Raw genomic sequence first — 23,701 nt, 5'->3', positions numbered from 1 at the left:
GCCGGGGCGGTCCGGGTGTGGGCACGCATGGCGGTCGCCTCTCGGCGAGACGCTCCACAGGGCTTCAGCCGGACGATCGTCCCTGTGGGCAATAGGTGAGGCCCGGGGACACTGTCCCATCCGCACCCACGCAGGGTTCAACGGGCGACGATGGCCCGGTGTTCCCCCGTCTGCCGCGTTGTGCGGTGATCCGCGTCACTCTCCGCCGCTCGGGGGCATTCAGCCGCGGCGGACCGCGCCCGGTACGGTCTCCGCCCACAGGCTGTCGGCCTGCAGGAGCAGCGACCCCAGCACCGTGACCGGCGCCCCCTCCCGCCCCGCGTGCTCGCGCAGCCCCTCCTGGAGCCGGCCGTGCAGCTCCCGCCGCGGCTGCTCGGCGAGGCCCCGACCGCCGTCGTCGGCCGGGGCCTCGCCGAGCAGCCGCGCGCTCTCCGCACGGCACGCACCGGCGATCTGTTCCAGCAGGTCGGCGTAGGTCCGCAGCAGCTCCGCGTCGGGCGGCGCGGGCGCCCGGTCCTCGTCCGCCGCGATCGCCAGCGTCCGGGTGAGCGCCCGCATGTGCCCGGTGATCCGGCCCCAGCGCTCGTCCTCCGTGTCCGGCGGCACGTACGAGGCGCGGACCCCGCGCAGGGCGCGCAGCGGGCCACTGGTCAGCCGCAGGCTCTCCCGGCTCCAGCGGCGGGCCGAGTCCAGCGTCTCCAGCCGGTGTTCGAGACGGGCGGAGCCGCGGGACCAGTCGGCCGTGGTCCGGGCGTCCCAGTCCCCGCTGCGCAGTTCGGCGGCGACCGTGCACAGCAGGTCGCCCGCCTCCCGGGCGACCGCCGCGAGGTTCTCCCGCACGTCCCGCAGATGGATCGGCGGCAGCACGAGCGCGTTGACGCCCACCCCGATCACCGCGCCGAGCGCCGTCTGCCACAGCCGGTGCCCGACCGAGGCCGCCGTGACACTGCCCGCCGCCAGGGTGAACACGGCCGTGGTGGCGCCGTAGACGCCCTGGTCACCGAAGCGCGACCAGTTCGCCAGCAGCATCAGCACCGGCAGCGACACCGCGAGCGCGGCCAGCGTGTCACCGGTGAGCGCCTCGGCCGCCGAGGCGAGCAGCGTCCCCACGAAGATCGCCGCGCACTGCTGCGCCGCCCGGCGCAGCGAGCTGTACACCGTGGCCTGCACCATGACCAGCGCCACCCACGGCGCCATCAGCGCCATCGGGTCGCCCAGCCACACCTTGGCCACCACCCAGGCCAGCAGCGCCGCCCCGGCGGCCTTGAGGGACTGCACGACCAGATCGCGTTCCCGTCCGGGACCGCGCAGCACCGCCCGCGCCGCCCGCCCGACCCGGCCCGCCTCCTGGCGTACGGCATGGACCGGCCGGGGGCCGAGCAGCTGCCCGAGCAGACGGACCCGCCCGCGCGCCGCCTGGTGCGGGGCCCCGGAGTCCGGCGGGGGAGTGCGGTCCGGGGAGTCGGGTGCGCGTGTCATGCCGTGCGGGTGTCCCAAGATCGCCGGATGCCGAGCAGGGCGTACGTCACGGTTTCGGGCCCGCGGGCAGGGGATGCGCCCCAGGGGTGCGCAAGCCTACGGACAGGGGATGCGCCCCGGGGGCGGGCGGGAACAGCGGGCGTGCCACCGGCTCAGGCCAGCGGGCTGTCCGCCAGGGACGCCAGCAGGTGCGCGGGGCCGTCGTAGACCGTCCCCGCCCCCGCCTCTTCCAGGTCCGCGCGCGGGATGCCGCCGCACAGGACGCCCACGCAGCGCACCCCGGCCCGGCTGCCGGCCCGCATGTCCCAGACGGTGTCGCCCACGAACACGGCCCGTTCGGCGGGCACTCCGGCCAGTTCCAGGGCGTGTTCGACCGGTTCGGGCGCGGGCTTGCCGGCCGTCACGTCGTCGGCGCTCGCGGTCGCGGCGATGGCGTCGTCCGCGTCGATGGCCCGGCGCAGCGCGCCCAGCTCCGCGCCGCTCGCCGAGGTGGCGAGGACCACCGTCCAGCCCTCCTTGTGCAGATGCCGCAGCAGCCGCCCGGCGTCGGCCAGCGCGGGCAGCCGGTCGAAGTACTGGGCGTACAGCGCGGTGTGGGCGGCGCTCAGCGCGCCGTCCTGCTCCTCGTCGCGGTCCTCGCCCAGCAGGTGCGCGATCAGGTCGGTCGAGCCGAGGCCCACGGACCGGTGGATGGCGTGCATGGGCACCCGGTGGCCCGCCTGCCGGAACGCCTCCCACCAGGTGGTGACGTGGAGGTGATTGGTGTCGACGAGGGTTCCGTCGACGTCGAACAGGGCGGCACGGTCCATCCGGGGGTCCTTTCCTGAAGCCGCCGGCCGCCCTCGGGTGCGGGGGCCGGCCGCCTCGGTGTACGAGTCGTCCGTCCGGGTACCACGTCAGGCGCCCGCCACTCCGGACGGTGTCCTGCGCTCCCGGGCCCAGGCCAGCAGCTCGTCCGCGGACCAGGTGGTCACCACCCGCTCGGGCGGCACCCCGCACTCCTCGGCCCGCGCGCAGCCGTGGAGCTGCCAGTCCAGCTGGCCGGGCGCGTGGGCGTCGGTGTCCACGGAGAACAGCGCGCCCGCCGCGACCGCGCGGCGCAGCAGCCGCCTCGGCGGGTCCAGCCGCTCGGGGCGGCTGTTGATCTCCACGGCCGTGCCGGTCTCGGCGCACGCGGCGAACACCGCGTCCGCGTCGAACTCCGACTCCGGCCGCCCCCGCCCGCTCACCAGCCGGCCGGTGCAGTGCCCGAGGACGTCGGAGCGCGGGTCGCGGACGGCGGCCACCATGCGGCGGGTCATCGCCCGGGCGTCCATGCGCAGCTTGGAGTGGACCGAGACGACCACCACGTCCAGCCGCTCCAGCAGCTCCGGCTCCTGGTCGAGGGAGCCGTCGTCGAGGATGTCGCACTCGATGCCGGTGAGCAGCCGGAAGGGGGCCCAGGTCTCGTTCAGCTCCGCCACCGCGTCCAGTTGCTCGCGCAGCCGCGCCGCGGACAGTCCGCGCGCCACCGTCAGCCGCGGCGAGTGGTCGGTCAGCACCGCCCACTCGTGCCCGAGGTCCGCCGCGGCCCGGCCCATCTCCTCGATCGGGCTGCCCCCGTCGGACCAGTCGGAGTGCAGATGGCAGTCGCCGCGCAGCAGCGCCCGCAGCCGCTCCCCGCCACGGGCGAGCGGCCGGCCGGCCTCGTCCTCCAGTTTCTCCAGGTAGCCGGGCACCTGGCCGGCCAGCGCCTCGCACACCACCCGCGCGGTCCTCGGCCCGACGCCCTTGAGCGACTCCAGCGTCCCGTCCGCCACCCGCCGGGCCGTCTCGCCCTCGGGCAGCGCGGACAGCACCTGGGACGCCGTACGGAAGGCGCGCACGCGGTACGTCGGCGCCTGCGACCGCTCCAGCAGGAAGGCGATCCGGTCCAGTGCCTCGACGGGGTCCATCGCCACCTCCACCCCCAGGGTTCCCCGGCACCCCGCTCCCGCACGCCCGGGACACGCGCCCGAGGACCCATGCGCCCGGTACGCGGTCGCCGGCCGCCGTTTGCCCGTCACGGCCCCGGGGTACCGCGACGGCTCGTCGGCGGGGCCCGGCACCGGCGGGCCCGTACCGCTTCGCACCGCAGGAGGGCCTGGACATCGGCATCACCTGGCACAGCGACGAGAAGGGCGCCGAGGCGACCGCGCAGGAGGTCCGCGCCGCCGGCCGCCGTCACCCGGCTGGACCCCACCCGGCTGCCCGCCGCCGCGGACGCCCTGGACGAGCTGGCCGGCGCGCTGGGCGACCGGATCGACCAGGTGATGGCCCGGGAACTCGCCGGCACGGCATCACCGAGAACGCGGTGGCGCCCGGGGAGATCGCCACGCCCATGACCGGCCAGGAGGACACCGGCGTACGCGCCGAGCACCGTCCGGGCGTGCCGCTCGGCCGCCCTGGCGACGCCCGCGAGGTCGCCGCCGTGATCGCCTTCCTGGCGGCCTGGACGCCTCCTGCGTCACCGGGGCGTGCTGGAGCGTGGACGGCGGCATGCTCCGCAGGGGCCCGGCGGCCGGCTCCCACCTGGTCTCCGACGACTGGCGACGCCCCTGACCTGCGTACCGGACGACGACGGCGACCCTCCCGGCGTACGACCGGCGTACTGGGCGATGACAGCGATCCGACCGGCGTACGACCGGCGTACGACCGGCGTACGACCGGAGGGAGGGGGCCGGTGGACCGTCCGCGCCGGTGGCGTCCTAGGCTGGATGCCATGACCGAAAGCGCAGCTCCCTACATCTCCCAGCCGCGAATCATGGTGCTCGGTGTCCAGCCGGGCAGCCCGCCGTTCCGCATCGTGGAGATCGACGGTGAGGTGGTCGGTGAGGCGAAGACCGTCACCGACGTCCTCCAGGCCGCCTCCGCGTTCGGCATCAGCGTCCACGACCTGGACGACCCCGACGTGGTCCGCTGGGTCGGCGGCGACAAGTTCACCTGGAGGGTCCACTAGCCCGCAGGCACCGGGCGGACCGCCACTACGGCGTCCGCCCGCGCCGCCTGCGCGCGTGCACGGCCCGGCCCATCCTCCGTCCGAGCAGCAGGTAACCCACCAGGGCGCCGGACGTGTTGAGGATGACATCGTCGATGTCGAACGCCCGTCCGGTGATCAGCGCGCCCTGGGCGAACTCCACCAGCAGCATCACGAGCGCGGTGAGCAGCAGCACCCGCAGCAGCCCGCGCGCCCGCGGCGCCACCACCGGCACCAGCACGCCGAACGGCATGCCCAGCACCAGATTCCCGCCGACCTGCTTCACCGCGTCCCGCAGCTCCGGCTGGTCCAGGTACTCCCGCAGCGAGCGCCCGGGATGCAGATTGGTGTGCGCCAGCGACACCGAGGCCGGGGACGGCTCCAGCGTCAGCCGGGCCAGGACGACGGCGAACGCCACCATGAAGACGAACGCGGCCGCCATCGCCAGCACCCGCAGCGGCCAGGGCGCCGGCCGCCGCTCGTCGGCGGCGGGCTCCGGGGCGGCCCGGCGGTCGCGGGTGAGGGAATCGGGCAGCGGCCGGTCCTTGGCCCGGCGCCACCTGAAAGCGGTCAGTGGTCGGAGCGCCACCCGGGCCATACCATCCTCCAGACGTCAACTTCCCAGCCTCACTGGGGCGGTTACCCGTGAACAACCCGGAGATGCCGCCCGTGCGCCGCCCGGCCGCCGGTGCCGGACGCCGGGTTCCGTTGCTGCTGTCGGGGCATCCAGGACCGGACCCGCGCGCCGCCGCACTCCCCGCACTCGGGGCGGTGCTTGGATGCCGGGAAGCGGCGTACGGGGCGGACCGCGCGCCGGTGCGGCCGGCCGAGGCAGGGGAGGTGGCGGGTGAACCCGCGGACGACACTCCTCGCCGTGGGCGAGGTGCTGGCCTGGTGGGCCGCGCTCGTCGTGCTGTGGCTGATGCTCATCAGCACCGTCTACACCCTGGAATGGGTGGTCGGCGCGGGCGCCGCGGGGATCGGCGCCCTGGTCGCGCGGGCCGGACGGCGGGCGGTGAGCCACAGGTGAACGGGTGGCTCCTCGCGGCGGCGGTCATCCTGGCCGTCGGCCTCGGGACGACCCTGTGGGGCGTCGCCACCGGCCCCCTCCGGCGCAGGGTCGTCGCCCAGAACCTGTCCACCGCCCTGGTCTGCCCCGGCCTGCTGCTGCTCGCCCAGGGCTACCACCGCACCTCCTACGTCGACCTCGCCCTGCTGCTCGCCCTGCTGGGCCCGGTCGGCACCCTCGTCTTCGCCCGGCTGCTCGCCGGTGAACTCGCCGGGGACCGGCCGCGGGCCTGGGGCCTGACCTGGGCCGCCGCCGGACTCGGGACGGCCGTCGTGCTGGTGCTGTGCGTGGTCACCGGACCGGGCCGGGCCATGGTGAAACTCCTCGTCGTCGGGGCGCTGCTGGTCGGCGGGAACCTCATCGCCTCCCGCGCCCTGTCGGGCGGCTTCCCGCGGGTGAGCCGTGGCTGAAGCGGTCGTCGTGGTGGCCCTGCTGTTCGTCGCCGGCTGCGCGACCGCCGCCGTCGCCAACCGCGACCCCTCCCGCCAGGCCCTCGTGCTGTCCGTCCTCGGCACCGCGCTCGCCGTCCTGTTCACCGTCCTCCAGGCGCCCGACGCCGGCCTGTCCCAGCTCGCCGTGGGCTCCGCGCTCACCCCCCTGCTGATCATGCTGTCGGTGCGCAAGGTCCGGCGGCGCCCCGCCCGCGGCAAGGACGGCGGGCGGTGACCCCGCGCGCCCGGCTGTGGCCGGTGTTCCTGGGCGGCGGCGGCCTGGCCGCGCTGCTCGTCGCGGCCTGCCTGCGGCTGCCCGTCTTCGGCGGCACCTCCCACCCCTACGGCGACCGCGCCGTCCACGCCGCCCTCGCCCGCAGGACCGCCAACACCATCGCCTCCGTCAACTTCGACCAGCGCGCCTACGACACGATGGGCGAGATGGCCATCCTCTTCGCGGCCGTCCTCGGCTGCGCCGTGCTGCTGCGCCAAGCCCGCGACGAGCACCGCGACCCGCCCCGCCCCTCCGAGGTCGCCGCCCCCGTCCGCCGTTACGCGCTGGCCGTACTGCCCGTCGCCCTGGTCACCGGCCTGTACGTGATCGCACACGGCCAGCTCAGCCCCGGCGGCGGCTTCCAGGGCGGTGTGGTCGCCGCGACCGCCCTGCACCTGATGTACCTGGGCGCCGACTACGCGGCCCTGGAACGCGTCCGTCCCGTCGACGCCTACGAGATCGGCGACGCGCTGTCCGCCTGCGCCTACCTCGTCCTCGGTTTCGCCGGCCTGCTGGCGGGCTCCGCCTTCCTCGCCAACACCCTGCTGCCGTACGGGACGTTCAACACGCTGTCCTCCGGCGGCATCGTCCCCCTGCTGAACGCGGCCATCGGCATGGAGGTCGCCTGCGCGGTCGTCGTGCTGCTCGCCCGCTTCCTGGACCAGGCCGTCGAGATCGCCGAGGAGAACGACGGGACGCACCGCGAGGAGGACAACGGGAAGTGAGCACGCCGTGAACGAGGTCATGCACGTCCTGCCGTACCTGGTCGCCGCCTATGTGTTCCTGGTCGGCTGCTACGGCCTGGCCACCAGCCGCGACCTGATCCACGCGGTGGGCTGCCTGGCCGTGTGCCAGACGGCGACGTACGTGCTGCTGCTGACCGTGGGCTACCGGGCCGGCGGCACCGCGCCGGTCTTCTCCGACCTGCGGCCCGGCTCGCGGCCCGTGGTCGACCCCCTCGTGCAGGCCCTCACCCTCACCGACATCGTCGTCGGCGCCACCGTGACCGCGCTGCTGCTCGCGCTCACCGTGCAGATCTCCAAGCGGCACGGCACCGTCGACCCCGACGAGCTGAGGGAGCTGCGCGGCTGATGCACCGTCTGCTGCCGCTGCTGCCCGCCGTCCCGCTGCTTGCCGCGACCCTGCTCGTGTCCTGCGGCCGCCGCCTGCCCCGCCTCGCCGCCGAGGCCTTCGCCACCCTGGCCTCCGCGACCACGGCCGCCCTGGCGATCACCCTGCTGCCGCACTCCTCGCCGCCGCTGGCGGACTGGGCCGGCGGCTGGTTCCCGCACGGCGGCGAGAGCGTCGGCATCGTCCTCATCGGGGACGGTGCCTCGCTCGGCATGGCGGCGCTCGTCTCCCTGCTCACCCTGGCCGCGCTCGTCTACTCCTGGTACTACTTCGACGAGCCGCCGCGCGGCCACGCCGGGTCGTTCCCGGCGCTGATGCTGCTCTTCCAGGGCGGCATGTGCGGCTTCGTGATCGCCGGTGACCTCTTCAACGCGTTCGTCTTCTTCGAGCTGATGGGCGTCGTCGCCTACGCGCTGACCGGATACCGCATCGACGAGGCCAAGGCCGTCCAGGGCGCCCTCGGCTTCGCCCTGGTCAACTCGCTCGGCGCCTACTTCATGCTGATGGGCATCGCCCTGCTCTACGCCCGCACCGGCGAGCTGGCCATGGCGGGCATCGGCCACGGCCTTGACACGGCGGCCGGGCATCACGGCCCCGACGCGCCGGCCCTCGCCGGCTTCGTCCTGGTCCTGACCGGACTGCTGGTGAAGGCCGCCGCGGTGCCCTTCCAGTTCTGGCTGCCCGACGCGCACGCCGTCGCCCCCACCCCCGTGTGCATGCTGCTGTCCGGGGTGATGGTGGAACTCGGCGTGTACGGGGTGTGGCGGGTGTACGGCACGGTCTTCTCCGGGCCGGGCGGCGTGCCCGCCGCCGACGCGACCCGGGTGCTGCTGGTGCTCGGCGTGCTGACCGCCGCCGTCGGCTCGGTCATGTGCTGGTACCAGCGGCACATCAAGCGCCTGCTCGCCTTCTCGACCATCGCCCACACCGGGCTGTTCCTCGTCGGCATCGGCGTGCTCAAGGCGCGGGCCGACGAGGGGACCGCGCTGTACCTGCTCGGGCACGCGGGCGTGAAGGCCGCCCTGTTCGCCTGCGCCGGCATCCTGCTCGACCGCTACGGCAGCGTCGACGAGCTGTATCTGCACGGCCGCGCCCGGCGGCTGCGCGCCGTCGGCGTCATGTTCGCCGTCGGCGCGCTGGCCCTGGCCGGACTGCCGCCGTTCGCGACCGGCCTGGGCAAGGCGGTCAGCGAGGAGGCCGTGGGCATGCCGCTCACCGTGCTCTACGTCGCCGCCTCCGCCCTCACCGGCGCGGCCGTGCTGCGGGTCGCCGCCCGCGTCTTCCTCGGCCTCGGCCCCCGCCCCGAGGAGCGGCCGGGCGAGGAGCGCGAGGAGGACGAGACGTCCGGCTCCGACGAGGAACCCGAGACCCGGCAGCGGCTGGACGAGATCCCGCGGACCATGCGGACCGTGCCGGCTGTGCTGCTGGCGGCGGCGCTCGCGGCCGGCGCGGTGCCCGGCTTCGCCGGCGTGGTCGCGCACGCCGTCGACGAGTCCGGCACCCGGGGCGTGTTCTCCTCCGTGCACTGGACCGCGACCGGTGTCCTGCTGGACCTGCTGTCAGCCCTGCTGGCGGTCGGGCTCGCGGGCGTGGCCGTCGCCCGCCCCGGACTGCTGGCCGCACCCGGCTGGGCGCTGCCGCTGCGCCGCCTGCAGTCGGGGCATGTCGGCGACTACGTGGCCTGGCTGCTGGTGGGCGCCGCCCTGCTCGGCGCGCTGGCCCTGCCGGGCGTCCTGGGCTGACCCGGGATCAGGGGCCGTAGACCACGTGGACCTCCCGGAAGCCGAGCGAGGTGAGCAGCCCCTGCAGCATGGCCGTGGTGTTGGTCTCGGCCCGCGCGGTCAGCTCGCTGTCCTTGGCCGCGTCCCCGATGTGCCGCACCGCGAGCTGCTGCACGGCGTGCTCGCTGTCCGGGTTGTCGGAGAACAGGTCCCCGAGCCGGTCGAGCAGGCCGCGCTGCTTGGCGACGGCGTAGGAGTGGTCCGGGTCCAGCGCCGCCTTGCCGAGCCGGGCGTGCGGCAGCCGCAGCGTGGCCGAGGTGCGGTCGCCGTTCACCGTGACGTCCCGGTCACCGACCGCGCCCAGGTCGACGTACGCGTCCACGGTGCCGGTCCCCACGTACAGGGTGCGGGTGCCGCGGATCGCGTCGGGCAGGAACTTGGCGTCCTTCTCCAGGTCCACCACGACCTGGAAGGTGCCGACGGCGGCCTCGTAACGGTGCAGGTCCTGGACGGACTTCAGCAGCGCGGGACCGGTGCGGTCGTGCGTCTCGGTGCCGAACAGGTCCTTGATGCCCGGCAGCACGGCCAGCCCGATCCCGGCGAACAGCACGGCGAGCACCAGCACCACCGCGGTGACCGCCTTCACCCACCCGGGCACGCGCCGGGACGGTCTCTCGATGGGAGTCGTCATGCGACGGCCCTCCTTCCTCCCCCCTGCGGTTGCCCGCCGATTCCCTTGCCAGACAAGGGAGTCGGACGGCCGCGGTGGCGGAGCGGGAAGCGCGGCGGCCGGGTCCCGCGCGGTCGCGGATCAGTAGCATGAGTCCGGCAACCGGAATGATCACACGAGGAGCGGATCGTGCGGGACATCGCGGTGTTCAGCGGCAGTGCCCACCCCGAACTGGCGGCCGAGGTCTGCGCGCACCTGGGTGTGCCGCTCAGCCCCACCCGGCTCAACCGGTTCGCCAACGACTGCCTGGAGGTGCAACTGCGGGCCAACTGCCGGGAACGGGACGTCTTCCTGATCCAGCCGCTGGTCAAGCCGGTGCAGGAGCATCTGGTGGAGCTGCTGCTGATGTGCGACGCGGCCCGCGGCGCCTCCGCCGGGCGGATCACCGTCGTCATGCCGCACTACTCCTACGCCCGCTCCGACAAGAAGGACGCCCCGCGCATCTCGCTCGGCGGGCGGCTGGTGGCCGATCTGCTGGTCGCCGCGGGCGCGGGCCGGGTGCTGGCGATGACCCTGCACGCCCCGCAGGTGCACGGCTTCTTCTCGGTGCCCGTCGACCACCTGCACGCCCTGCGCGAACTCGCCGCCCACTTCCGGCAGTACGACCTGAGCCGCACCACGGTCGTCTCGCCCGACCTCGGCAACGCCAAGGAGGCCGCCGCCTTCGCCCGGATGATCGGCGCCCAGGTCGCCGCCGGCGCCAAGCAGCGCTACGCCGACGACCGGGTGACCATCAGCTCCGTCATCGGTGACGTGGCCGGACGGGACGTGATCGTGCTGGACGACGAGATCGCCAAGGGCTCCACGGTGCTGGAACTCCTGGACCGGCTGCGCGAGTCGGGCCCGCGCTCGATCCGGATCGCCTGCACGCACGGCCTGTTCGCGGCGGGCGCCCTCAAGCGCCTCACCGAACAGGACGACGTGCTGGAGATCGTCTGCACCAACACCGTGCCGGTGCCGGTGGACGACCACGAGGAGTACGGCGCGTACCGGGACAAGCTGCGGGTCCTGTCCATCGCCCCGGCCCTGGCCGAGGCCGTGCGCCGCATCCACAACGGCCAGTCCGTCAGCGCCCTCTTCGACGCGCCGAAGGACGAGTAGCCGCCCGCGGGCGGACCGGGGCGCTCAGTCCACCACCAGCACCAGCTTGCCCGTGGTGCGTCCCGTCTCCCCGATCTCGTGCGCCTTCGCGGCCTCGGCCAGCGGGAACGTACCGGCGATGGTGGCGCGCAGCCGCCCCGCCGCGACGAGGTCCGCGACCGCCCGCATCCCGTGGTGGTCGGCGTCCACCAGCATCCGCACCGCCCGCACCCCGAGCCGTTCGGCCTCCCGGGGGAAGTCGTCGGAGCCGACCGGGAGGATCGACACCACGATCCCGCCCGGGCGCAGCACCCGCAGCGAGCGCACGGAGGTGTCGCCGCCGAGGGTGTCCAGGACGACGTCGACGTCCCGTACGGCCTCGGTGAAGTCGGTCGTACGGTAGTCGAGCGGCTCGTCCACGCCGATCTCGCGCAGGAAGCCGTGCTTGGCCGCGCTCGCGGTGCCGATGACGTAGGCGCCCCGCGCCTTGGCGATCTGCACCGCCACATGGCCGACTCCGCCGGCCGCCGCGTGGATCAGCACCCGCTGCCCGGCGCGCAGGTCGGCCCGCTCCACCAGCGCCTGCCACGCGGTCAGCGAGACCAGCGGCAGGGCGCCCGCCTGGACGTGGTCGATCCCCGCGGGCTTGGCGGCGAAGGCCCGGGCCGGGGCGGTGACGTACTCGGCGTGCGAGCCGTGGCCGTACGGGTAGGGGAGCATGCCGAAGACCTCGTCGCCGGGCCGGAAGAGGGCCACGCCGACGCCGGTCGCCTCGACGACGCCGGAGACGTCCCAGCCGAGCACGTACGGCGGCTCGCCGAGGAAGACGCGCTGGGCGCGGTGCTTCCAGTCGGTGGGGTTGACTCCGGCGGCCCGCACCCGGACCAGTACCTCGTTGGCGCGCGGCACCGGCCGCTCCAGCTCGGCCTCCTTCAGGACCTCGGGGCCGCCCAGGACGTCCTGGCTGACGGCACGCATCGTGTTCTCGGGGTTCACATCGCTCATGGTGGACCAGCCTGCCCCGGTCCGCCCGCCGGGGAAATGGCAAGATTGCCAACCTCCGCTGAGATCGTGCCATTAGGATCGTGTCATGCGGACCGCGGAGCAGCAGACGGGACAGCAAACGGCACCGGACACCGGCCGGGCCGCCGGCCGGGCGGCGGGCAAGGCCGTGGAGCGGGTCGTCGTGCTCGCGCTCGACGGCGTCTACCCCTTCGAACTGGGCATCCCCAGCCGTATCCTCGGCGCGGCCGACGGCCGGTACGAGGTGCTGACCTGCTCGGCCGACGGAGGCCCGGTGCGCACCAGCACGGACTTCACGATCGGCGTCGCGCACGGCCCGGAGGCGCTGGCGAGCGCGGACACCGTGGTGATCGCCCCGGTCACCCCCGAGCACGTCACCGGCGAGCTGCCCGCCGAGGTGGCCGCCGCGCTCGCGCTGATCCCGCCCGGCGCCCGGCTCGTCTCCATCTGCACCGGCGCGTTCGTGCTCGCCGCGGCCGGGCTGCTGGACGGCCGCCGGGCCACCACGCACTGGCACCTGGCCGACCGGTTCCGGCACATGTTCCCGAAGGTCGTCCTCGACCCGGACGTGCTGTTCGTCGACGACGGCCGCGTGCTGACCTCGGCCGGCGCCGCCTCCGGCGTGGACGTCTGCCTGCATCTGGTGCGCGCGGACCACGGCAGCGCCCTGGCGAACTTCGTGGCCCGCTGCTGCGTCGTCCCGCCCTTCCGGGAGGGCGGCCAGGCCCAGTACATCGTGCGCCCGGTGCCCGAGCGCGGCGCCGCCGGCACCGCCGCCACCCGCGCCTGGGCCCTGGACCGCCTCACCGAGCCGCTCACCCTGGCCGACCTCGCCGGCCACGCCCGGATGAGCGCGCGCACCTTCGCCCGCCGGTTCCACGACGAGGTGGGGGTCAGTCCGGGCCGCTGGCTGATCCAGCAGCGCGTCGCCCGGGCCCGGGACCTGCTGGAGACCAGCGACCTGACGGTCGACCAGATCGCCGGCCGGGTCGGCTTCGCCACCGGCGCCTCCCTGCGCCAGCACCTGCACACGGCGATCGGCGTCTCCCCGCAGACCTACCGGCGCACGTTCCGGGCGGCGGCCCGGCCGGACCCGGCGGAGGCCGGCGCCGCCGGCCTCACCCCGCGCTGAACACCCGCCGGCCGCCCACGTACGTCTGCGCCACCCGCGTCCCGGCGATCTCCTGCGGCGGCCCGGCGAACGGGTCGCGGTCCAGGACCACCAGATCCGCGAGCGCGCCCACGCGCACCTCGCCGGTGTCGTCGAGGTGGTTCACCCGGGCCGAGCCCGCCGTGTACGCCCGCACCGCGTCCGCCAGGCCGATCCGCTCGGCCGGCAGGAACACCGGCGCGTCGGAGCCCGGCTCGCGGCGGTTGACCGCGACGTGGATGCCCCGCAGCGGGTCGGGGCTGCTCACCGGCCAGTCGCTGCCCGCGGCGAGCGCCGCCCCGGACCGCAGCAGCGCCGCGAACGGGTACTGCCGGCCGGCCCGTTCGGCGCCCAGGAAGGGAATCGTCAGCTCGTCCATCTGCGGTTCGTGCGCGGCCCACAGCGGCTGGACGGTGGCCGTCGCCCCCAGCCGGGCGAAGCGCGGCACGTCGTCGGGGTGCACCACCTGGAGGTGGGCCAGGTGCGGGCGGGTGTCGCTCGGCCCGTTCGCGGCGCGCGCCGCCGCCACGGCGTCCAGCGCGTCCCGTACGGCCCGGTCGCCCAGCGCGTGGAAGTGGCACTGGAAGCCGAGCGCGTCCAGCTCGGTGACGTACGCGGGCAGCCGGGCCGGGTCGATGAAGCTGGAGCCCCGGTTGGCGGTCACGCAGCCGCAGGCGTCCAGGTACGGCTCCAGGAGTGCCGCCGTGCCGTTCTCGGCCACCCCGTCCAGCATCAGCTTCACGCTGCCCGCCCGGAACCGGCCATGGCTCAGCGTCGCCCGCTTCTCGACGAGTTCGGAGATCTGCTCGGCGCCCCGCCCGCGCTCCCACCACAGGGCGCCCCGCACCCGCGCGGTGAGCGAGCCGTCCCGGGCGGCGGCCAGGTACGCCTGCGCCGGGTCGTCCATGCCCAGGAAGTTCCCGACCAGCGCGTCCTGCCAGGCGGTGATGCCGAGCGCGTGCAGGTGGCGCTGCGCGCGCAGCAGCGCGGCCAGCCGCTCCGCCGGCCCGGCCGGCGGAGCGAGGCGGCCCACCAGCTGCATCGCGCCCTCCTGGAGCGTGCCGCTCGGCTCCCCGGCGGCGTCCCGCTCGATCCGCCCGTCCGCCGGGTCGGGCGTGTCGCGGGTGACGCCGGCCAGGACGAGGGCGCGGCTGTTGACCCAGGCGCCGTGGTGGTCGCGGTTGGGCAGGTAGACCGGGCGGTCGGGGACCACCGCGTCCAGCAGCTCCTTGGCGGGCGTACCGCCCTCGAAGGCCTCCATGGACCAGCCGCCGCCGAGGATCCACTCCTGGTCCGGACGGGCGGTGGCGTACGCGCGTACCCGGGCCACGGTCTCCTCGGCGGTCAGCGCCCCGGTCAGGTCGCACCGGCCCAGCTCAAGACCGGCCGGCACCGGATGGACGTGCGCGTCCTGGAAACCGGGCAGCAGCAGCCGCCCGGCCAGCTCGACCACCTCGGTGCGCGGCCCGGCGAGGTCCCGCACCTCGTCGCCCCCCACGGCGGTGACGCGGTCGCCGGTGACCGCGACCGAGGTCGCGGTGCGGCCGCCCGGAGTGAGCACGGGGCCGCCGGTGAAGAGCAGGTCAGCGTGCATGGGGGCCTTTCCTCGCGGGTCGAGCGTGCCGGTGGACGTCCATGAAACCGGCCGCGTACGCGACAGGTCAACGGTGTTGTCATAAGGTGCCGGGACTGCCCGCACCGCCCGCAGGAGAAGGCACCGATGAGCGAACGCGTCGTCCCGCCCGTCGCCCGGCGGCGCAGGCGCCCCACCCGGCAGGGCGTCGTCCTGTCCGAGGAACTGATCGTCGCCACCGCGCTGCGGCTGATCGAGGAGCACGGCGCCCAGGCGCTCTCCGTGCGCCGCCTCGGCCGCGCCCTCGGCGCCGACCCCAGCTCGCTCTACCGCTACTTCCGGCACACCGACGACCTCATGCTCGCCCTCGCCGACGAACTCATCGGCCGCACCCTGCGCAGCTGGCGGCCCACCGGCGACTGGCTCACCGACCTGCGGGAACTCGGCCTGACCATGCACGCCTGCGCCCTCGCCCATCCGCGGGCCGCGGTGCTCGGCTCCTTTCGGGTCACCGGCCGGGCGCACGAGATCCAGACCGTGGAGACCATCCTCGGCGTGCTGCGCGGCGCGGGCTTCCCCGACCGGGAGGCCGTACGCATCTACCACGCCTTCGTCGACCAGGCCCTCGCCTTCGGCGCCCTGGACTCGGCGAGCGTGGCCCTGCCCCGGGCCGCCCGTGAGGCCGAGGAGACGGTGTGGCGGGCCACCTACGCGCGGCTGCCCGCCGCCACCCACCCGCACATCGCCGCCACCGCCCGCCATCTGGTCGCGGACATGACAGGCAGCGGCTATCCGGCCGCCCTGGACCTGCTGCTGGAGGCCGCGGCGGCCCGGCTGGCCGGAATCCGGGCCCGCCGGGACGGCGCCGGGCGGCCGGCGGCCGACTGAAAGCCCCGGCCCGGGAAAGAGGGGAAGTAAGGGCGGCGGGCAGCCACGCACGGCCGCCGGGACCTTCGGAGGGGACATGCCACTGGTGACCGCGGGCGTCGTCGTGCTCGACTGCGCGGAGCCCGAGAAACTCGCCGTGTTCTACAAGCAACTGCTCCAGGCGGAGGAGACCGAAGCGAGCGCCAACCTGGTGGAGATCCGGGCCGCCGACGGGTTCCGGCTGGCCTTCCGGCGCGACGCGAACGCCACGCCGCCGAGCTGGCCGCGCCCCGAGAACTCCCTCCAGGTGCACCTGGACTTCCTGGTGGACGACCTGGACGCGGCCGAACGCCGGGTCGTCGACCTGGGCGGGCGCCCGGTGGAGGCCAAGGACGCCTCGGGCCCGTTCGAGGAGCGCGGCTGCTCGGACCCGGCCGGGCACACCTTCACCCTGCGCCGGACCCGGCAGACCGGCCCCAAGATGGGCTGAGCGCGGCGGACCGGGCGGGCGCTCAGTCGCGCCCGCCCTTGTCCTTGACCGGCCACACCCCGGTGGAGCGCTCGATGGCCGTGGCACCGGCGCGGTCCACGGCGCTGCGCACCACCGCGAAGATGGCGCCCTGCACGGCCGCGGCCAGCAGGACCTCGCCCCAGTGGCGGTCCGCGTCCAGCGCGTCGGGGGCGTCGTCCTCGTGCCGCAGCGCCTTCCACGTGGTGCGGAACGCCAGCCCCGCCAGCGCACCGCCGGCCCAGCCCAGGACGAAACCGACGGGCTGGTAGGCGAGCGAGAGCTTGTTCTTCTTCTTGGCCACCTGTGATCTCCTTCGCGCGTACGGATGAACCAGATAAAGGGGTAAGGGGTAAAGGGGTAAGGGGGAACGGGCAAGGGGCGGGAGGGGGGTCAGGGACGGCCCTGCGGCGGGACCTGCTCACCGGCCGGTACAGGGGCCGGCGGAGTCCCGTCGCCGAACGGCCGGCCGCCCAGTTCCTCCCGGTGATGCGGCGTCAGCCACCCCGCCAGATCGGGCCCGAGGGGCACGATGCCGGTCGGGTTGATGCCCGAGTGCACCTGGTGGTAGTGCCGCTTGATGTGGTCGAAGTCGACCGTGTCACCAAAGCCGGGCGTCTGGTACAGATCACGGACGTACGCCCACAGGACCGGGTGCTCCGCCAGCTTCCAGCGGTTGCACTTGAAGTGGCCGTGGTACACCACGTCGAACCGGACCAGGGTGGTGAACAGCCGGATGTCGGCCTCGGTGATCGTGTCGCCGACGAGGTAGCGCTGCCCGGTAAGCCGGTCCGCCAGCGCCTCCAGGCGCCGGAACACACCCGCGCAGGCGGCCTCGTACTCCTCCTGGCCGGTGGCGAAACCCGCACGGTAGACGCCGTTGTTGACGTCCTCGTACACCTCGGCCATCACCGCGTCGATCTCCTCGCGCCGCTCCCGCGGGTACAGGTCCGGCGCGCCCGGCCGGTGCAGGGCCGTCCACTCGGTGGCGAGGTCCAGGGTGATCCGCTGGTAGTCGTTGGTGACCAGCTTCCCGCTGGGCACGTCCACGACGGCCGGCACGCTCACCCCACCGCGGTAGCCGCTCTCGCGCCGGTCGTACGCCTCGCTGAGGAAGCGGATGCCGAGCACCGGGTCCCGGCCGTCGGCGTCGAGGGTGAACCGCCAGCTCCGGTCGTCCTGGATGGGGTCGACGACGGCCAGCGACAGGGCGCCCTCCAGGCCGAGCAGCCGCCGCGAGACCAGGGCCCGGCTCGCCCACGGGCAGGCCCGGCCGGCCACCAGCCGGTAGCGTCCGGCCGCCACCGGCCAGCCGTCCCGGCCGTCCGCGGTGATCCGGTCGGCGAAGTGGCTCTTCGACCGCTTGAAGGCCTGGTGGCCGTAGCCGCGGTTGCCGCCGTCCCCGTCGTCGCTCATGCCCCGTCCTCCCTGGTGCCGTGCTCGGTGCCTGGTGAACACGTTCCCCGAAATCGCCGGACGGCACGGTGTGATCCGCAGTGGCCGGGGCAGTCGGCGAACGTGAGCCGGACACCCGATGAGACGGACGAGACGACCGCCCACCCCACGGACCAGACGACCGCACGACACACCGAGGAGCAGGAGCACCCGAGGGACCGCACCGAGTCGGACGCGGACCGCAAGACCCGCGTCACCGTCCTGGTGGCGCTCGCGGCGAATCTGGTCATCGCACTCGCCAAAGCCGTGGGCGGCCTCGTCGCCCACTCACCGGCCCTGCTGTCGGAGGCGGCCCACTCGGTCGCCGACAGCTTCAACGAGGTCTTCCTGCTGGCCGCGCTGCGCCGCAGCCGCCGCCCCGCCGACCGGCGCCACCCCTTCGGATACGGCAAGGAGCGGTTCTTCTGGTCGCTGCTGGCCGCCGTCGGCATCTTCGTCATGGGCGGCTGCTTCTCCGTCTTCCAGGGCGTCGAGGCGCTGCGCAACGGCGCCCACGAGACCTTCACCGGCTATGTGGTGGGCCTGGTCGTGCTCGGCGTCTCCCTGCTCGCCGAGGGCACCTCCCTGCTGCGGGCCGTGTACCAGGTGCGCCGCCAGGGCGGCACGAGCGGCCTGCGCGATCCGGCGCTGCGCACGGTCGTCGCCGAGGACGGCACCGCCGTGCTCGGCGTCACCCTCGCCATCGCCGGCATGGCGCTGCACATGGCCACCGGGCAGGTCGTCTGGGAGGCGTCGGCCTCGCTCGCCATCGGCGCGCTGCTCGTCTACGTCGCCTACCGCCTGGGCCGCGACGCCCGCGACCAGCTGATCGGGGAGGCCGCCGATCCGGAACTGAGCGGCCGGATCCGCAGCCTGCTGCGGGCGCAGCCGGAGATCGACAGCGTGGAGGCGCTGCTCACCATGAAACTCGGCCTCGACTCCATGCTGGTGGCGGCCCGCATCGACCTGGCGCCCGGCCTGGACAGCGAGCGGGTCGAGGAGGTCGCGATGCGCATCAAGCGCTCGATCGCCCGCACCGTGCCCGAGGCCGACCAGATCTTCCTGGACGTCACCGACCGCCCCGAGGAAGACGAACGCGAAAGCCCCGCCGCGACGGGGGAACGCGGCGGGGCCTGAGGAACGGGTGCCCGGGCCGCCGCCGCTCCATGCCTGCCGCACCGAAAATTCCCGCCCTGGGGGCATACGACGGCACGGGCGTACGACGGCACGGGCGCCCGGAAGGCGGGCGGCGCCGTCCGCCCACCCGCCCGCCCGGCTCAGTGCCCGCCGGCCGCCGGCTCCAGTACGAAGACCGGGATCCGGCGCGAGGTCTTCTCCTGGTACTCGGCGTAGGGCGGGTACGCGGCGACGGCCCGCTCCCACCACGCGTCCTTCTCCGCGCCGGTGACCTCACGGGCCGTCATGTCCTGGGCCGCCGTGCCGTCCCGCAGCTCCACCCGGGGGTCGGCCTTGAGGTTGAAGTACCAGAAGGGGTGCTTGGGCGCGCCGCCCTGCGAGGCCACCACGGCGTAGCGCCCGTCGTGCTCCACCCGCATCAGCGGCGTCTTGCGCAGCCGGCCACTGCGCGCGCCCCGCGTGGTCAGCAGGATCACGGGCAGCCCCGTGTCCTTGAGCGTGGTCCCCTCGGTGCCGCCGGAGCCCTCGTACAGGTCCACCTGCTCGCGCACCCACCGGGTGGGGCTGGGCTCGTAGTCGCCTTCAAGAGGCATGGCCTCGGTCCTCTCCTCGCGTCGTCCGGATGCCTGCCCGCGCACCGCGCCGCGACGGCGGCACCGGCACGGATCATCCCTGTCGCGTCATCCCTACCGCGTTCCGCTCCGGTCACGCCCGCCCGGCACGCCCCGTTTCCGCCCGGCCTCCGCGCACCTGGCGGGATCTGTGCGAGTGCTGGCGGGATCCGGCGGGCCGGGGCGGCGACCGGAGAGCCGTATCGAGCCAGCCGCGCGTCGCATACGCGCCAGGTGAGGGGCCGCGCCGCCGCCGGAGGAACGGTTCCGGATCGTGCGCCCGCGCTGTTGGAGCCAGACTGGAAAGGCGAAGCGGAGGAGGCGCTTCCCGGCCAGATGCGGCGGATCGGCGATCTGGCCGAACTTCGCGTCGCCCCATAGATGCCTGGGGCATCTAATGAAGATCGGCACGACGCACCCTTCGTCTGCGAGGTCTTCCATGACGGACCTGATCACCGACCCGACCCAGCCCGTGGCCTTCCCGCAGGACCGCACCTGCCCGTACCACCCGCCCACCGGCTACGACCCCCTGCGCGCCGGCGGCCCGCTCGGCCGCGTCACCCTCTACGACGGCCGCACCGCGTGGCTCGTCACCGGACACGCCGTCGCCCGTGAACTGCTGGCCGACCCGCGGCTGTCCACCGACCGCACCCGCCAGGAGTTCCCCGCGCCCACCCCCCGCTTCGCGGCGGCCCAGCGGCAGCGCAAGACCGCGCTCCTCGGCGTCGACGACCCCGAGCACCGCGTCCAGCGGCGCATGATGATCCCCAGCTTCACCCTCAAGCGCGCCGCCGCGCTGCGCCCGCGCATCCAGCGGATCGTCGACACCCTGCTCGACGAGCTGACCGCCCAGGGGCCGCCCGCCGAACTCGTACGGTCCTTCGCGCTGCCCGTGCCCTCCATGGTCATCTGCGAACTGCTCGGCGTCCCCTACGCCGACCACGACTTCTTCGAGGAGCAGTCGCGGCGGCTGCTGCGCGGCCCGGCCCCCGAGGACACCCTCCAGGCCCGCGACCGCCTGGAGGAGTACCTCGGCGACCTGATCGACCGCAAGCGCACGCGGCCGGGCGAGGGTGTCCTCGACGAACTGGTCAAGGAGCGGCTGAGCGAGGGCGAGCTGGACCGCCAGGACGTGGTCTCGCTGGCGATCATCCTGCTCGTCGCCGGCCACGAGACCACCGCCAACATGATCTCGCTGGGCACCTACACGCTGCTGCAGCACCCCGAACGGCTGGCCGAGCTGCGCGCCGATCCCGCGCTGCTGCCCGCCGCGGTCGAGGAACTCATGCGGATGCTGTCCATCGCGGACGGGCTGCTCCGGCTCGCCGACGAGGACATCACCGTGGCCGGGACGACCATCCGGGCCGGTGACGCCGTGATCTTCTCGACTTCCGTCATCAACCGCGACGAGGACCTCTACGAGGCCCCGGACACCCTGGACTTCCACCGCCCGGCCCGCCACCACGTGGCCTTCGGGTTCGGCATCCACCAGTGCCTGGGCCAGAACCTCGCCCGCGCCGAGATGGAGATCGCCCTCGGCAGCCTGCTGCGGCGGCTGCCCACTCTGCGGCTGGCCGCACCGGCGCAGGAGATCCCCTTCAAACCCGGCGACACGATCCAAGGAATGCTGGAACTCCCCGTGACCTGGTAAGAGGCTGCACTTATGCGCATCGACATCGACAAGGACCTCTGCATCGGCGCCGGCCAGTGCGCCCTGGCCGCCCCGGACGTGTTCACCCAGGACGACGACGGCTTCAGCGCGCTGCTCCCCGGCCACGAGGACGACACCGGCGACCCCATGGTCCGGGAGGCGGCCCGCGCCTGCCCGGTCGGCGCGATCACGGTGACCGAACCGGTGCCCGACAAGACGGCCTGACCCGGCCGCCCCCGGCCGGGGACCCGGCACACCCCCGGCCGCGGGCCCGCCCGTCCTTCGGGCCCTCGCGGCTCGCTGCACACGCGGGTACGGGCCTCACCGGCCGCCGCCCCGCCCCGGCCGGTCCTCCAGCCGGGCCGCGCACCTCGGCCGGCGTACCCGCGGGCCGGACACCCCCGCAGTGTGCCGCCCGGTCGCGGCCCGGTCACTGCGGGCCTCGCCGTCCCACGATGGCCCGGCCGCCCCTTGACACTCGCTGCCCCCCGGCTGCGGCCCAGCCCGGGCCGCAGCCGGGGGGCGGCGGGGGCGCGCGGCCCGGGGCCGTTCAGTAGGGTTCCCGGATGACCGAACAGGCCGGGGCCGGGCGGGCCCCCGCGAGACCCTTCCTCTACGTCGTCGTCTGCGCGGCCGGCATCGCCGAGGGCGTCGGCACCCTGATCACCGCGGCCCAGGAGCGGGGCTGGGAGGTCGGTGTGATCGCCACGCCGGTCGCCATGGGCGGCTTCTTCGACACCGCGGCCGTCGAGGCGCTCACCGGCCGCCCGCTGCGGTCGCGGTGGCGCGCCCCGGGCGAGGCGCGCCCCTTCCCGCCGCCGGACGCCGTGGCCGTCGCCCCCGCCACCTTCAACACGGTCAACAAATGGGCCGCGGGCACCGCCGACACCCTTGCCCTGGCCACCCTGTGCGAGACCTACGGCCTCGGGGTGCCGGTCGTCGTCCTGCCGTGCGTCTCCGGCGCGCTGGCCGCCCACCCCGCCTACCAGGAGAGCCTGGCACGCCTGGGCGCCCTCGGCGTCCGCTTCGGTGAGCCGTTCTCCGGGGAACCCGGACCGGGCGGCGGGCGGCCGGACTTCGGCTGGGAACGGGCGCTGGACCTGCTCGGCACGTTCCCGGCCACGGCCTGAGCGCGGCCCGGTCGGCCCTTCCGCCATCGGGTCCGCCCGGCCGTCATGATCGCCGACGGCCTACGCTCATGGCGGCAACCATCCCGAAGACAGGTAGACAGGAGCAGCAACGATGCAGTACGTGAAGCTCGGTTCGACGGGCCTGGACGTGTCCCGTGTCTGTCTGGGCTGCATGACCTACGGTGTGCCCGACCGCGGCAAGCACGAGTGGACCCTCGACGAGGAGACGTCCCGGCCGCTGATCCGGCAGGCGCTGGAAGCGGGGATCACCTTCTTCGACACGGCCAACGTCTACTCCGACGGCACCAGCGAGGAGATCCTCGGCCGGGCCCTGCGCGACTTCGCCCGCCGGGACGACATCGTGCTCGCCACCAAGGTGCACGGCCGGATGCGGCCGGGGCCCAACGGCGGCGGCCTGTCCCGCAAGGCGATCATGACGGAGATCGACCACAGCCTGCGCCGGCTCGGCACCGACCACGTCGACCTCTACCAGATCCACCGCTGGGACCCGCACACGCCCGTCGAGGAGACGATGGAGGCGCTGCACGACGTGGTGAAGGCGGGCAAGGCCCGCTACATCGGGGCTAGTTCGATGTACGCCTGGCAGTTCTCCAAGGCCCAGTACACCGCGCGGGAGCACGGCTGGACCCGCTTCGTCTCCATGCAGGACCACTACAACCTGCTCTACCGCGAGGAGGAGCGCGAGATGCTGCCCCTGTGCGTGGACCAGGGCGTCGCCGTACTGCCCTGGAGCCCGCTCGCCCGGGGCCGCCTCACCCGGGACTGGGGCACCGAGACCGGGCGCAGCGCCACCGACGTCTTCGGCAGCACCCTCTACGCGGAGGGCGACCGCGCCATCGTCGAGGCCGTCACCCGTATCGCCGGCGAGCGCGGTGTCCCGCGCGCCCAGGTGGCCCTGGCCTGGCTGCTGCACCAGGACACGGTGACCGCGCCGATCATCGGCGCCGGCAAGCCGGGGCACCTGGAGGACGCCGTGGCCGCCGTGGAACTGGAACTGACCGACAAGGAGATCGAGGAGCTGGAGCGGCCCTACATCCCGCACGCGGTCAGCGGCCACTGAGCCGGACGGCCCGCCGCACCCCGCCCGCCGCGCGTGTCAGCGACCCGGAGGCGGCGGCGCGGACGCCGGTGGCGGCGGAGGCGGTGATGGCGGCGCGGGCGTAGGGGGTGATGGCGGCGGTGACGGAGGCGGTGGCGGCAGTGTCGTGAGGTCCGGCGCCGCCTCCGGCCACACCAGCAGCACCGGGCAGGGCGCGTGGTCCACGGCGAACCGTACGGCCGGGCCCAGGCTGCGCGGCCCGAGCCGCTCGCGGTCGCCGTCCCGGGCCAGGACCAGCAGATCGGCGTCCCCGGCCGCCGCCACCACCTCGCGCTCCACCCGCCCGGCCCGCTCAAGGCGGGCGCAGTGCCGCCCGAGCCGGGCCGCCGCCGCGTCGAGCAGTGCGGCCGCCGACGCTCCGCCCAGGTCGGTGAGCCGGTCGCCGGGGTCCCGCTCCCGGTGGCCGCGGCCCAGCAGCCCCGCGAACGCCCCGTGCGCCACCCCCGGCACCTCGGCCCCGGTGACATGCAGCAGCACCACGTCGGCCGAGTCGGGCGCGTGGGCGCGCACGGCGTCCACACAGGCGGGCCAGGTGCCCTCCACGAGCCAGGCGATCACCCGCATACGCTCTCTCCTCCCGGTCACCG

The 23,701-nt window shown here is 74.6% G+C and carries 27 protein-coding genes and 1 pseudogene; 17 read left to right on the top strand and 11 right to left on the bottom strand.

Features of this window, described 5'->3' with window-relative positions:
* Nucleotides 1-219 precede the first annotated feature (219 nt).
* The 3 genes from ABZ858_RS18120 to ABZ858_RS18110 form a co-directional block, all read right to left on the bottom strand.
* A complete protein-coding gene (locus ABZ858_RS18120) occupies nucleotides 220-1,479 on the bottom strand; it encodes an aromatic acid exporter family protein (RefSeq protein ID WP_361378767.1) in 1,260 nt (419 codons plus the stop codon).
* Between the two features lie 152 nt (nucleotides 1,480-1,631).
* Nucleotides 1,632-2,288 carry an HAD family hydrolase gene (locus ABZ858_RS18115; RefSeq protein ID WP_361378764.1) on the bottom strand — a complete coding sequence of 219 codons (657 nt, stop codon included), beginning with the start codon at nucleotides 2,286-2,288 and terminating at the stop codon, nucleotides 1,632-1,634.
* An 87-nt stretch (nucleotides 2,289-2,375) separates the two neighbouring features.
* Nucleotides 2,376-3,413 carry a PHP domain-containing protein gene (locus ABZ858_RS18110; RefSeq protein ID WP_361378761.1) on the bottom strand — a complete coding sequence of 346 codons (1,038 nt, stop codon included), beginning with the start codon at nucleotides 3,411-3,413 and terminating at the stop codon, nucleotides 2,376-2,378.
* 167 nt (nucleotides 3,414-3,580) lie between these two features.
* Here ABZ858_RS18110 and ABZ858_RS18105 point away from each other — a divergent pair.
* Nucleotides 3,581-4,059: pseudogene (locus ABZ858_RS18105) on the top strand (SDR family oxidoreductase); the annotation flags it as partial.
* 160 nt (nucleotides 4,060-4,219) lie between these two features.
* Nucleotides 4,220-4,456, top strand: coding sequence for a hypothetical protein (locus ABZ858_RS18100; RefSeq protein ID WP_361378758.1), 237 nt, complete (start codon nucleotides 4,220-4,222; stop codon nucleotides 4,454-4,456).
* Nucleotides 4,457-4,481: 25 nt separating this feature from the next.
* On the opposite strand, the gene ABZ858_RS18095 is transcribed toward ABZ858_RS18100, so the two are convergent.
* The gene (locus ABZ858_RS18095; RefSeq protein WP_361378755.1) at nucleotides 4,482-5,072 is read right to left on the bottom strand and encodes a VanZ family protein; all 591 of its coding nucleotides are present in this window, start codon (nucleotides 5,070-5,072) and stop codon (nucleotides 4,482-4,484) included.
* 249 nt (nucleotides 5,073-5,321) lie between these two features.
* On the opposite strand from ABZ858_RS18095, the gene ABZ858_RS18090 reads away from it, so the two are divergent.
* The 6 genes from ABZ858_RS18090 to ABZ858_RS18065 are packed head-to-tail and all read left to right on the top strand — an operon-like array spanning nucleotide 5,322 to nucleotide 9,121.
* On the top strand, nucleotides 5,322-5,504 hold the full coding sequence (locus tag ABZ858_RS18090) for a hypothetical protein (protein WP_361378752.1): 183 nt from the start codon (nucleotides 5,322-5,324) through the stop codon (nucleotides 5,502-5,504).
* The gene (locus tag ABZ858_RS18085) at nucleotides 5,501-5,953 is read left to right on the top strand and encodes a monovalent cation/H+ antiporter complex subunit F (protein WP_361378749.1); all 453 of its coding nucleotides are present in this window, start codon (nucleotides 5,501-5,503) and stop codon (nucleotides 5,951-5,953) included. The genes ABZ858_RS18090 and ABZ858_RS18085 overlap by 4 nt, the downstream gene beginning before the upstream one ends.
* Entirely contained in the window at nucleotides 5,946-6,209 is a 264-nt protein-coding gene (locus ABZ858_RS18080; protein WP_361378746.1) for a hydrogenase subunit MbhD domain-containing protein, read from the top strand. Before ABZ858_RS18085 ends, ABZ858_RS18080 begins: the two co-directional genes overlap by 8 nt.
* Nucleotides 6,206-6,973, top strand: coding sequence for an MnhB domain-containing protein (locus ABZ858_RS18075; RefSeq protein ID WP_361378743.1), 768 nt, complete (start codon nucleotides 6,206-6,208; stop codon nucleotides 6,971-6,973). Before ABZ858_RS18080 ends, ABZ858_RS18075 begins: the two co-directional genes overlap by 4 nt.
* A gap of 19 nt (nucleotides 6,974-6,992) precedes the next feature.
* Nucleotides 6,993-7,340 carry a sodium:proton antiporter gene (locus ABZ858_RS18070; protein WP_361378876.1) on the top strand — a complete coding sequence of 116 codons (348 nt, stop codon included), beginning with the start codon at nucleotides 6,993-6,995 and terminating at the stop codon, nucleotides 7,338-7,340.
* Nucleotides 7,340-9,121 (top strand): complex I subunit 5 family protein, encoded by a 1,782-nt coding sequence (locus tag ABZ858_RS18065; RefSeq protein WP_361378740.1) that lies wholly within the window; start codon nucleotides 7,340-7,342, stop codon nucleotides 9,119-9,121. The genes ABZ858_RS18070 and ABZ858_RS18065 overlap by 1 nt, the downstream gene beginning before the upstream one ends.
* Nucleotides 9,122-9,128: 7 nt before the next feature.
* On the opposite strand, the gene ABZ858_RS18060 is transcribed toward ABZ858_RS18065, so the two are convergent.
* Nucleotides 9,129-9,791, bottom strand: coding sequence for a DUF4230 domain-containing protein (locus tag ABZ858_RS18060; protein ID WP_361378737.1), 663 nt, complete (start codon nucleotides 9,789-9,791; stop codon nucleotides 9,129-9,131).
* 168 nt (nucleotides 9,792-9,959) lie between these two features.
* On the opposite strand from ABZ858_RS18060, the gene ABZ858_RS18055 reads away from it, so the two are divergent.
* Nucleotides 9,960-10,931 carry a ribose-phosphate pyrophosphokinase gene (locus tag ABZ858_RS18055; RefSeq protein WP_361378734.1) on the top strand — a complete coding sequence of 324 codons (972 nt, stop codon included), beginning with the start codon at nucleotides 9,960-9,962 and terminating at the stop codon, nucleotides 10,929-10,931.
* Nucleotides 10,932-10,955: 24 nt separating this feature from the next.
* Here the strand turns inward: ABZ858_RS18055 and ABZ858_RS18050 are convergent, their stop codons facing one another.
* Nucleotides 10,956-11,915 carry an NADP-dependent oxidoreductase gene (locus ABZ858_RS18050; protein WP_361378731.1) on the bottom strand — a complete coding sequence of 320 codons (960 nt, stop codon included), beginning with the start codon at nucleotides 11,913-11,915 and terminating at the stop codon, nucleotides 10,956-10,958.
* Between the two features lie 85 nt (nucleotides 11,916-12,000).
* On the opposite strand from ABZ858_RS18050, the gene ABZ858_RS18045 reads away from it, so the two are divergent.
* A complete protein-coding gene (locus ABZ858_RS18045; RefSeq protein ID WP_361378728.1) occupies nucleotides 12,001-13,065 on the top strand; it encodes a helix-turn-helix domain-containing protein in 1,065 nt (354 codons plus the stop codon).
* Here the strand turns inward: ABZ858_RS18045 and ABZ858_RS18040 are convergent.
* A complete protein-coding gene (locus ABZ858_RS18040) occupies nucleotides 13,052-14,677 on the bottom strand; it encodes an amidohydrolase family protein (RefSeq protein WP_361378725.1) in 1,626 nt (541 codons plus the stop codon). The genes ABZ858_RS18045 and ABZ858_RS18040 overlap by 14 nt on opposite strands.
* A gap of 126 nt (nucleotides 14,678-14,803) precedes the next feature.
* Between ABZ858_RS18040 and ABZ858_RS18035 the strand changes: the two genes are divergently transcribed.
* Both ABZ858_RS18035 and ABZ858_RS18030 read left to right on the top strand, forming a co-directional pair.
* Nucleotides 14,804-15,544: a helix-turn-helix domain-containing protein gene (locus tag ABZ858_RS18035; RefSeq protein WP_361378722.1), complete on the top strand. Its 741-nt coding sequence runs from the start codon at nucleotides 14,804-14,806 to the stop codon at nucleotides 15,542-15,544.
* A gap of 76 nt (nucleotides 15,545-15,620) precedes the next feature.
* The gene (locus tag ABZ858_RS18030; protein WP_361378719.1) at nucleotides 15,621-16,013 is read left to right on the top strand and encodes a VOC family protein; all 393 of its coding nucleotides are present in this window, start codon (nucleotides 15,621-15,623) and stop codon (nucleotides 16,011-16,013) included.
* Between the two features lie 22 nt (nucleotides 16,014-16,035).
* Here ABZ858_RS18030 and ABZ858_RS18025 read toward each other — a convergent pair whose 3' ends face one another.
* Nucleotides 16,036-16,335: a DUF4235 domain-containing protein gene (locus ABZ858_RS18025; RefSeq protein ID WP_361378716.1), complete on the bottom strand. Its 300-nt coding sequence runs from the start codon at nucleotides 16,333-16,335 to the stop codon at nucleotides 16,036-16,038.
* 89 nt (nucleotides 16,336-16,424) lie between these two features.
* On the bottom strand, nucleotides 16,425-17,447 hold the full coding sequence (locus ABZ858_RS18020) for a glutathione S-transferase C-terminal domain-containing protein (protein ID WP_361378712.1): 1,023 nt from the start codon (nucleotides 17,445-17,447) through the stop codon (nucleotides 16,425-16,427).
* Between the two features lie 240 nt (nucleotides 17,448-17,687).
* Between ABZ858_RS18020 and ABZ858_RS18015 the strand changes: the two genes are divergently transcribed.
* Nucleotides 17,688-18,602 (top strand): cation diffusion facilitator family transporter, encoded by a 915-nt coding sequence (locus ABZ858_RS18015; RefSeq protein ID WP_361378873.1) that lies wholly within the window; start codon nucleotides 17,688-17,690, stop codon nucleotides 18,600-18,602.
* Between the two features lie 140 nt (nucleotides 18,603-18,742).
* On the opposite strand, the gene ABZ858_RS18010 is transcribed toward ABZ858_RS18015, so the two are convergent.
* Nucleotides 18,743-19,195: a nitroreductase family deazaflavin-dependent oxidoreductase gene (locus ABZ858_RS18010; protein WP_361378709.1), complete on the bottom strand. Its 453-nt coding sequence runs from the start codon at nucleotides 19,193-19,195 to the stop codon at nucleotides 18,743-18,745.
* A gap of 457 nt (nucleotides 19,196-19,652) precedes the next feature.
* Between ABZ858_RS18010 and ABZ858_RS18005 the strand changes: the two genes are divergently transcribed.
* The 4 genes from ABZ858_RS18005 (at nucleotide 19,653) to ABZ858_RS17990 (ending at nucleotide 23,075) form a co-directional block, all read left to right on the top strand.
* A complete protein-coding gene (locus ABZ858_RS18005; RefSeq protein ID WP_361378706.1) occupies nucleotides 19,653-20,864 on the top strand; it encodes a cytochrome P450 in 1,212 nt (403 codons plus the stop codon).
* A 12-nt stretch (nucleotides 20,865-20,876) separates the two neighbouring features.
* Nucleotides 20,877-21,089, top strand: coding sequence for a ferredoxin (locus ABZ858_RS18000; protein WP_361378703.1), 213 nt, complete (start codon nucleotides 20,877-20,879; stop codon nucleotides 21,087-21,089).
* 341 nt (nucleotides 21,090-21,430) lie between these two features.
* Entirely contained in the window at nucleotides 21,431-21,994 is a 564-nt protein-coding gene (locus ABZ858_RS17995; protein ID WP_361378700.1) for a flavoprotein, read from the top strand.
* Between the two features lie 112 nt (nucleotides 21,995-22,106).
* The gene (locus ABZ858_RS17990; protein ID WP_361378697.1) at nucleotides 22,107-23,075 is read left to right on the top strand and encodes an aldo/keto reductase; all 969 of its coding nucleotides are present in this window, start codon (nucleotides 22,107-22,109) and stop codon (nucleotides 23,073-23,075) included.
* Nucleotides 23,076-23,111: 36 nt separating this feature from the next.
* Here ABZ858_RS17990 and ABZ858_RS17985 read toward each other — a convergent pair whose 3' ends face one another.
* On the bottom strand, nucleotides 23,112-23,678 hold the full coding sequence (locus tag ABZ858_RS17985; RefSeq protein ID WP_361378694.1) for a universal stress protein: 567 nt from the start codon (nucleotides 23,676-23,678) through the stop codon (nucleotides 23,112-23,114).
* Nucleotides 23,679-23,701 lie beyond the last annotated feature (23 nt).

It is taken from the genome of Streptomyces sp. NPDC047017 (assembly GCF_040644175.1).
GTDB lineage: Bacteria > Actinomycetota > Actinomycetes > Streptomycetales > Streptomycetaceae > Streptomyces.
Note: the sequence above shows the minus strand (reverse complement) of the source record. Positions and strands in the feature narration are given on the sequence as shown.

What these genes read in the sequence shown, in the direction of transcription:
- ABZ858_RS18020 (WP_361378712.1), bottom strand. Translation starts at nt 17,447, where the DNA reads ATGAGCGACGACGGGGACGGCGGCAACCGCGGCTACGGCCACCAGGCC.
- ABZ858_RS18060 (WP_361378737.1), bottom strand. Translation starts at nt 9,791, where the DNA reads ATGACGACTCCCATCGAGAGACCGTCCCGGCGCGTGCCCGGGTGGGTG.
- ABZ858_RS18005 (WP_361378706.1), top strand. Translation starts at nt 19,653, where the DNA reads ATGACGGACCTGATCACCGACCCGACCCAGCCCGTGGCCTTCCCGCAG.
- ABZ858_RS17995 (WP_361378700.1), top strand. Translation starts at nt 21,431, where the DNA reads ATGACCGAACAGGCCGGGGCCGGGCGGGCCCCCGCGAGACCCTTCCTC.
- ABZ858_RS17985 (WP_361378694.1), bottom strand. Translation starts at nt 23,678, where the DNA reads ATGCGGGTGATCGCCTGGCTCGTGGAGGGCACCTGGCCCGCCTGTGTG.
- ABZ858_RS18050 (WP_361378731.1), bottom strand. Translation starts at nt 11,915, where the DNA reads ATGAGCGATGTGAACCCCGAGAACACGATGCGTGCCGTCAGCCAGGAC.
- ABZ858_RS18100 (WP_361378758.1), top strand. Translation starts at nt 4,220, where the DNA reads ATGACCGAAAGCGCAGCTCCCTACATCTCCCAGCCGCGAATCATGGTG.
- ABZ858_RS18040 (WP_361378725.1), bottom strand. Translation starts at nt 14,677, where the DNA reads ATGCACGCTGACCTGCTCTTCACCGGCGGCCCCGTGCTCACTCCGGGC.
- ABZ858_RS18070 (WP_361378876.1), top strand. Translation starts at nt 6,993, where the DNA reads ATGCACGTCCTGCCGTACCTGGTCGCCGCCTATGTGTTCCTGGTCGGC.
- ABZ858_RS18065 (WP_361378740.1), top strand. Translation starts at nt 7,340, where the DNA reads ATGCACCGTCTGCTGCCGCTGCTGCCCGCCGTCCCGCTGCTTGCCGCG.
- ABZ858_RS18045 (WP_361378728.1), top strand. Translation starts at nt 12,001, where the DNA reads ATGCGGACCGCGGAGCAGCAGACGGGACAGCAAACGGCACCGGACACC.
- ABZ858_RS17990 (WP_361378697.1), top strand. Translation starts at nt 22,107, where the DNA reads ATGCAGTACGTGAAGCTCGGTTCGACGGGCCTGGACGTGTCCCGTGTC.
- ABZ858_RS18115 (WP_361378764.1), bottom strand. Translation starts at nt 2,288, where the DNA reads ATGGACCGTGCCGCCCTGTTCGACGTCGACGGAACCCTCGTCGACACC.
- ABZ858_RS18035 (WP_361378722.1), top strand. Translation starts at nt 14,804, where the DNA reads ATGAGCGAACGCGTCGTCCCGCCCGTCGCCCGGCGGCGCAGGCGCCCC.
- ABZ858_RS18120 (WP_361378767.1), bottom strand. Translation starts at nt 1,479, where the DNA reads ATGACACGCGCACCCGACTCCCCGGACCGCACTCCCCCGCCGGACTCC.
- ABZ858_RS18000 (WP_361378703.1), top strand. Translation starts at nt 20,877, where the DNA reads ATGCGCATCGACATCGACAAGGACCTCTGCATCGGCGCCGGCCAGTGC.
- ABZ858_RS18110 (WP_361378761.1), bottom strand. Translation starts at nt 3,413, where the DNA reads ATGGACCCCGTCGAGGCACTGGACCGGATCGCCTTCCTGCTGGAGCGG.
- ABZ858_RS18010 (WP_361378709.1), bottom strand. Translation starts at nt 19,195, where the DNA reads ATGCCTCTTGAAGGCGACTACGAGCCCAGCCCCACCCGGTGGGTGCGC.
- ABZ858_RS18030 (WP_361378719.1), top strand. Translation starts at nt 15,621, where the DNA reads ATGCCACTGGTGACCGCGGGCGTCGTCGTGCTCGACTGCGCGGAGCCC.
- ABZ858_RS18095 (WP_361378755.1), bottom strand. Translation starts at nt 5,072, where the DNA reads ATGGCCCGGGTGGCGCTCCGACCACTGACCGCTTTCAGGTGGCGCCGG.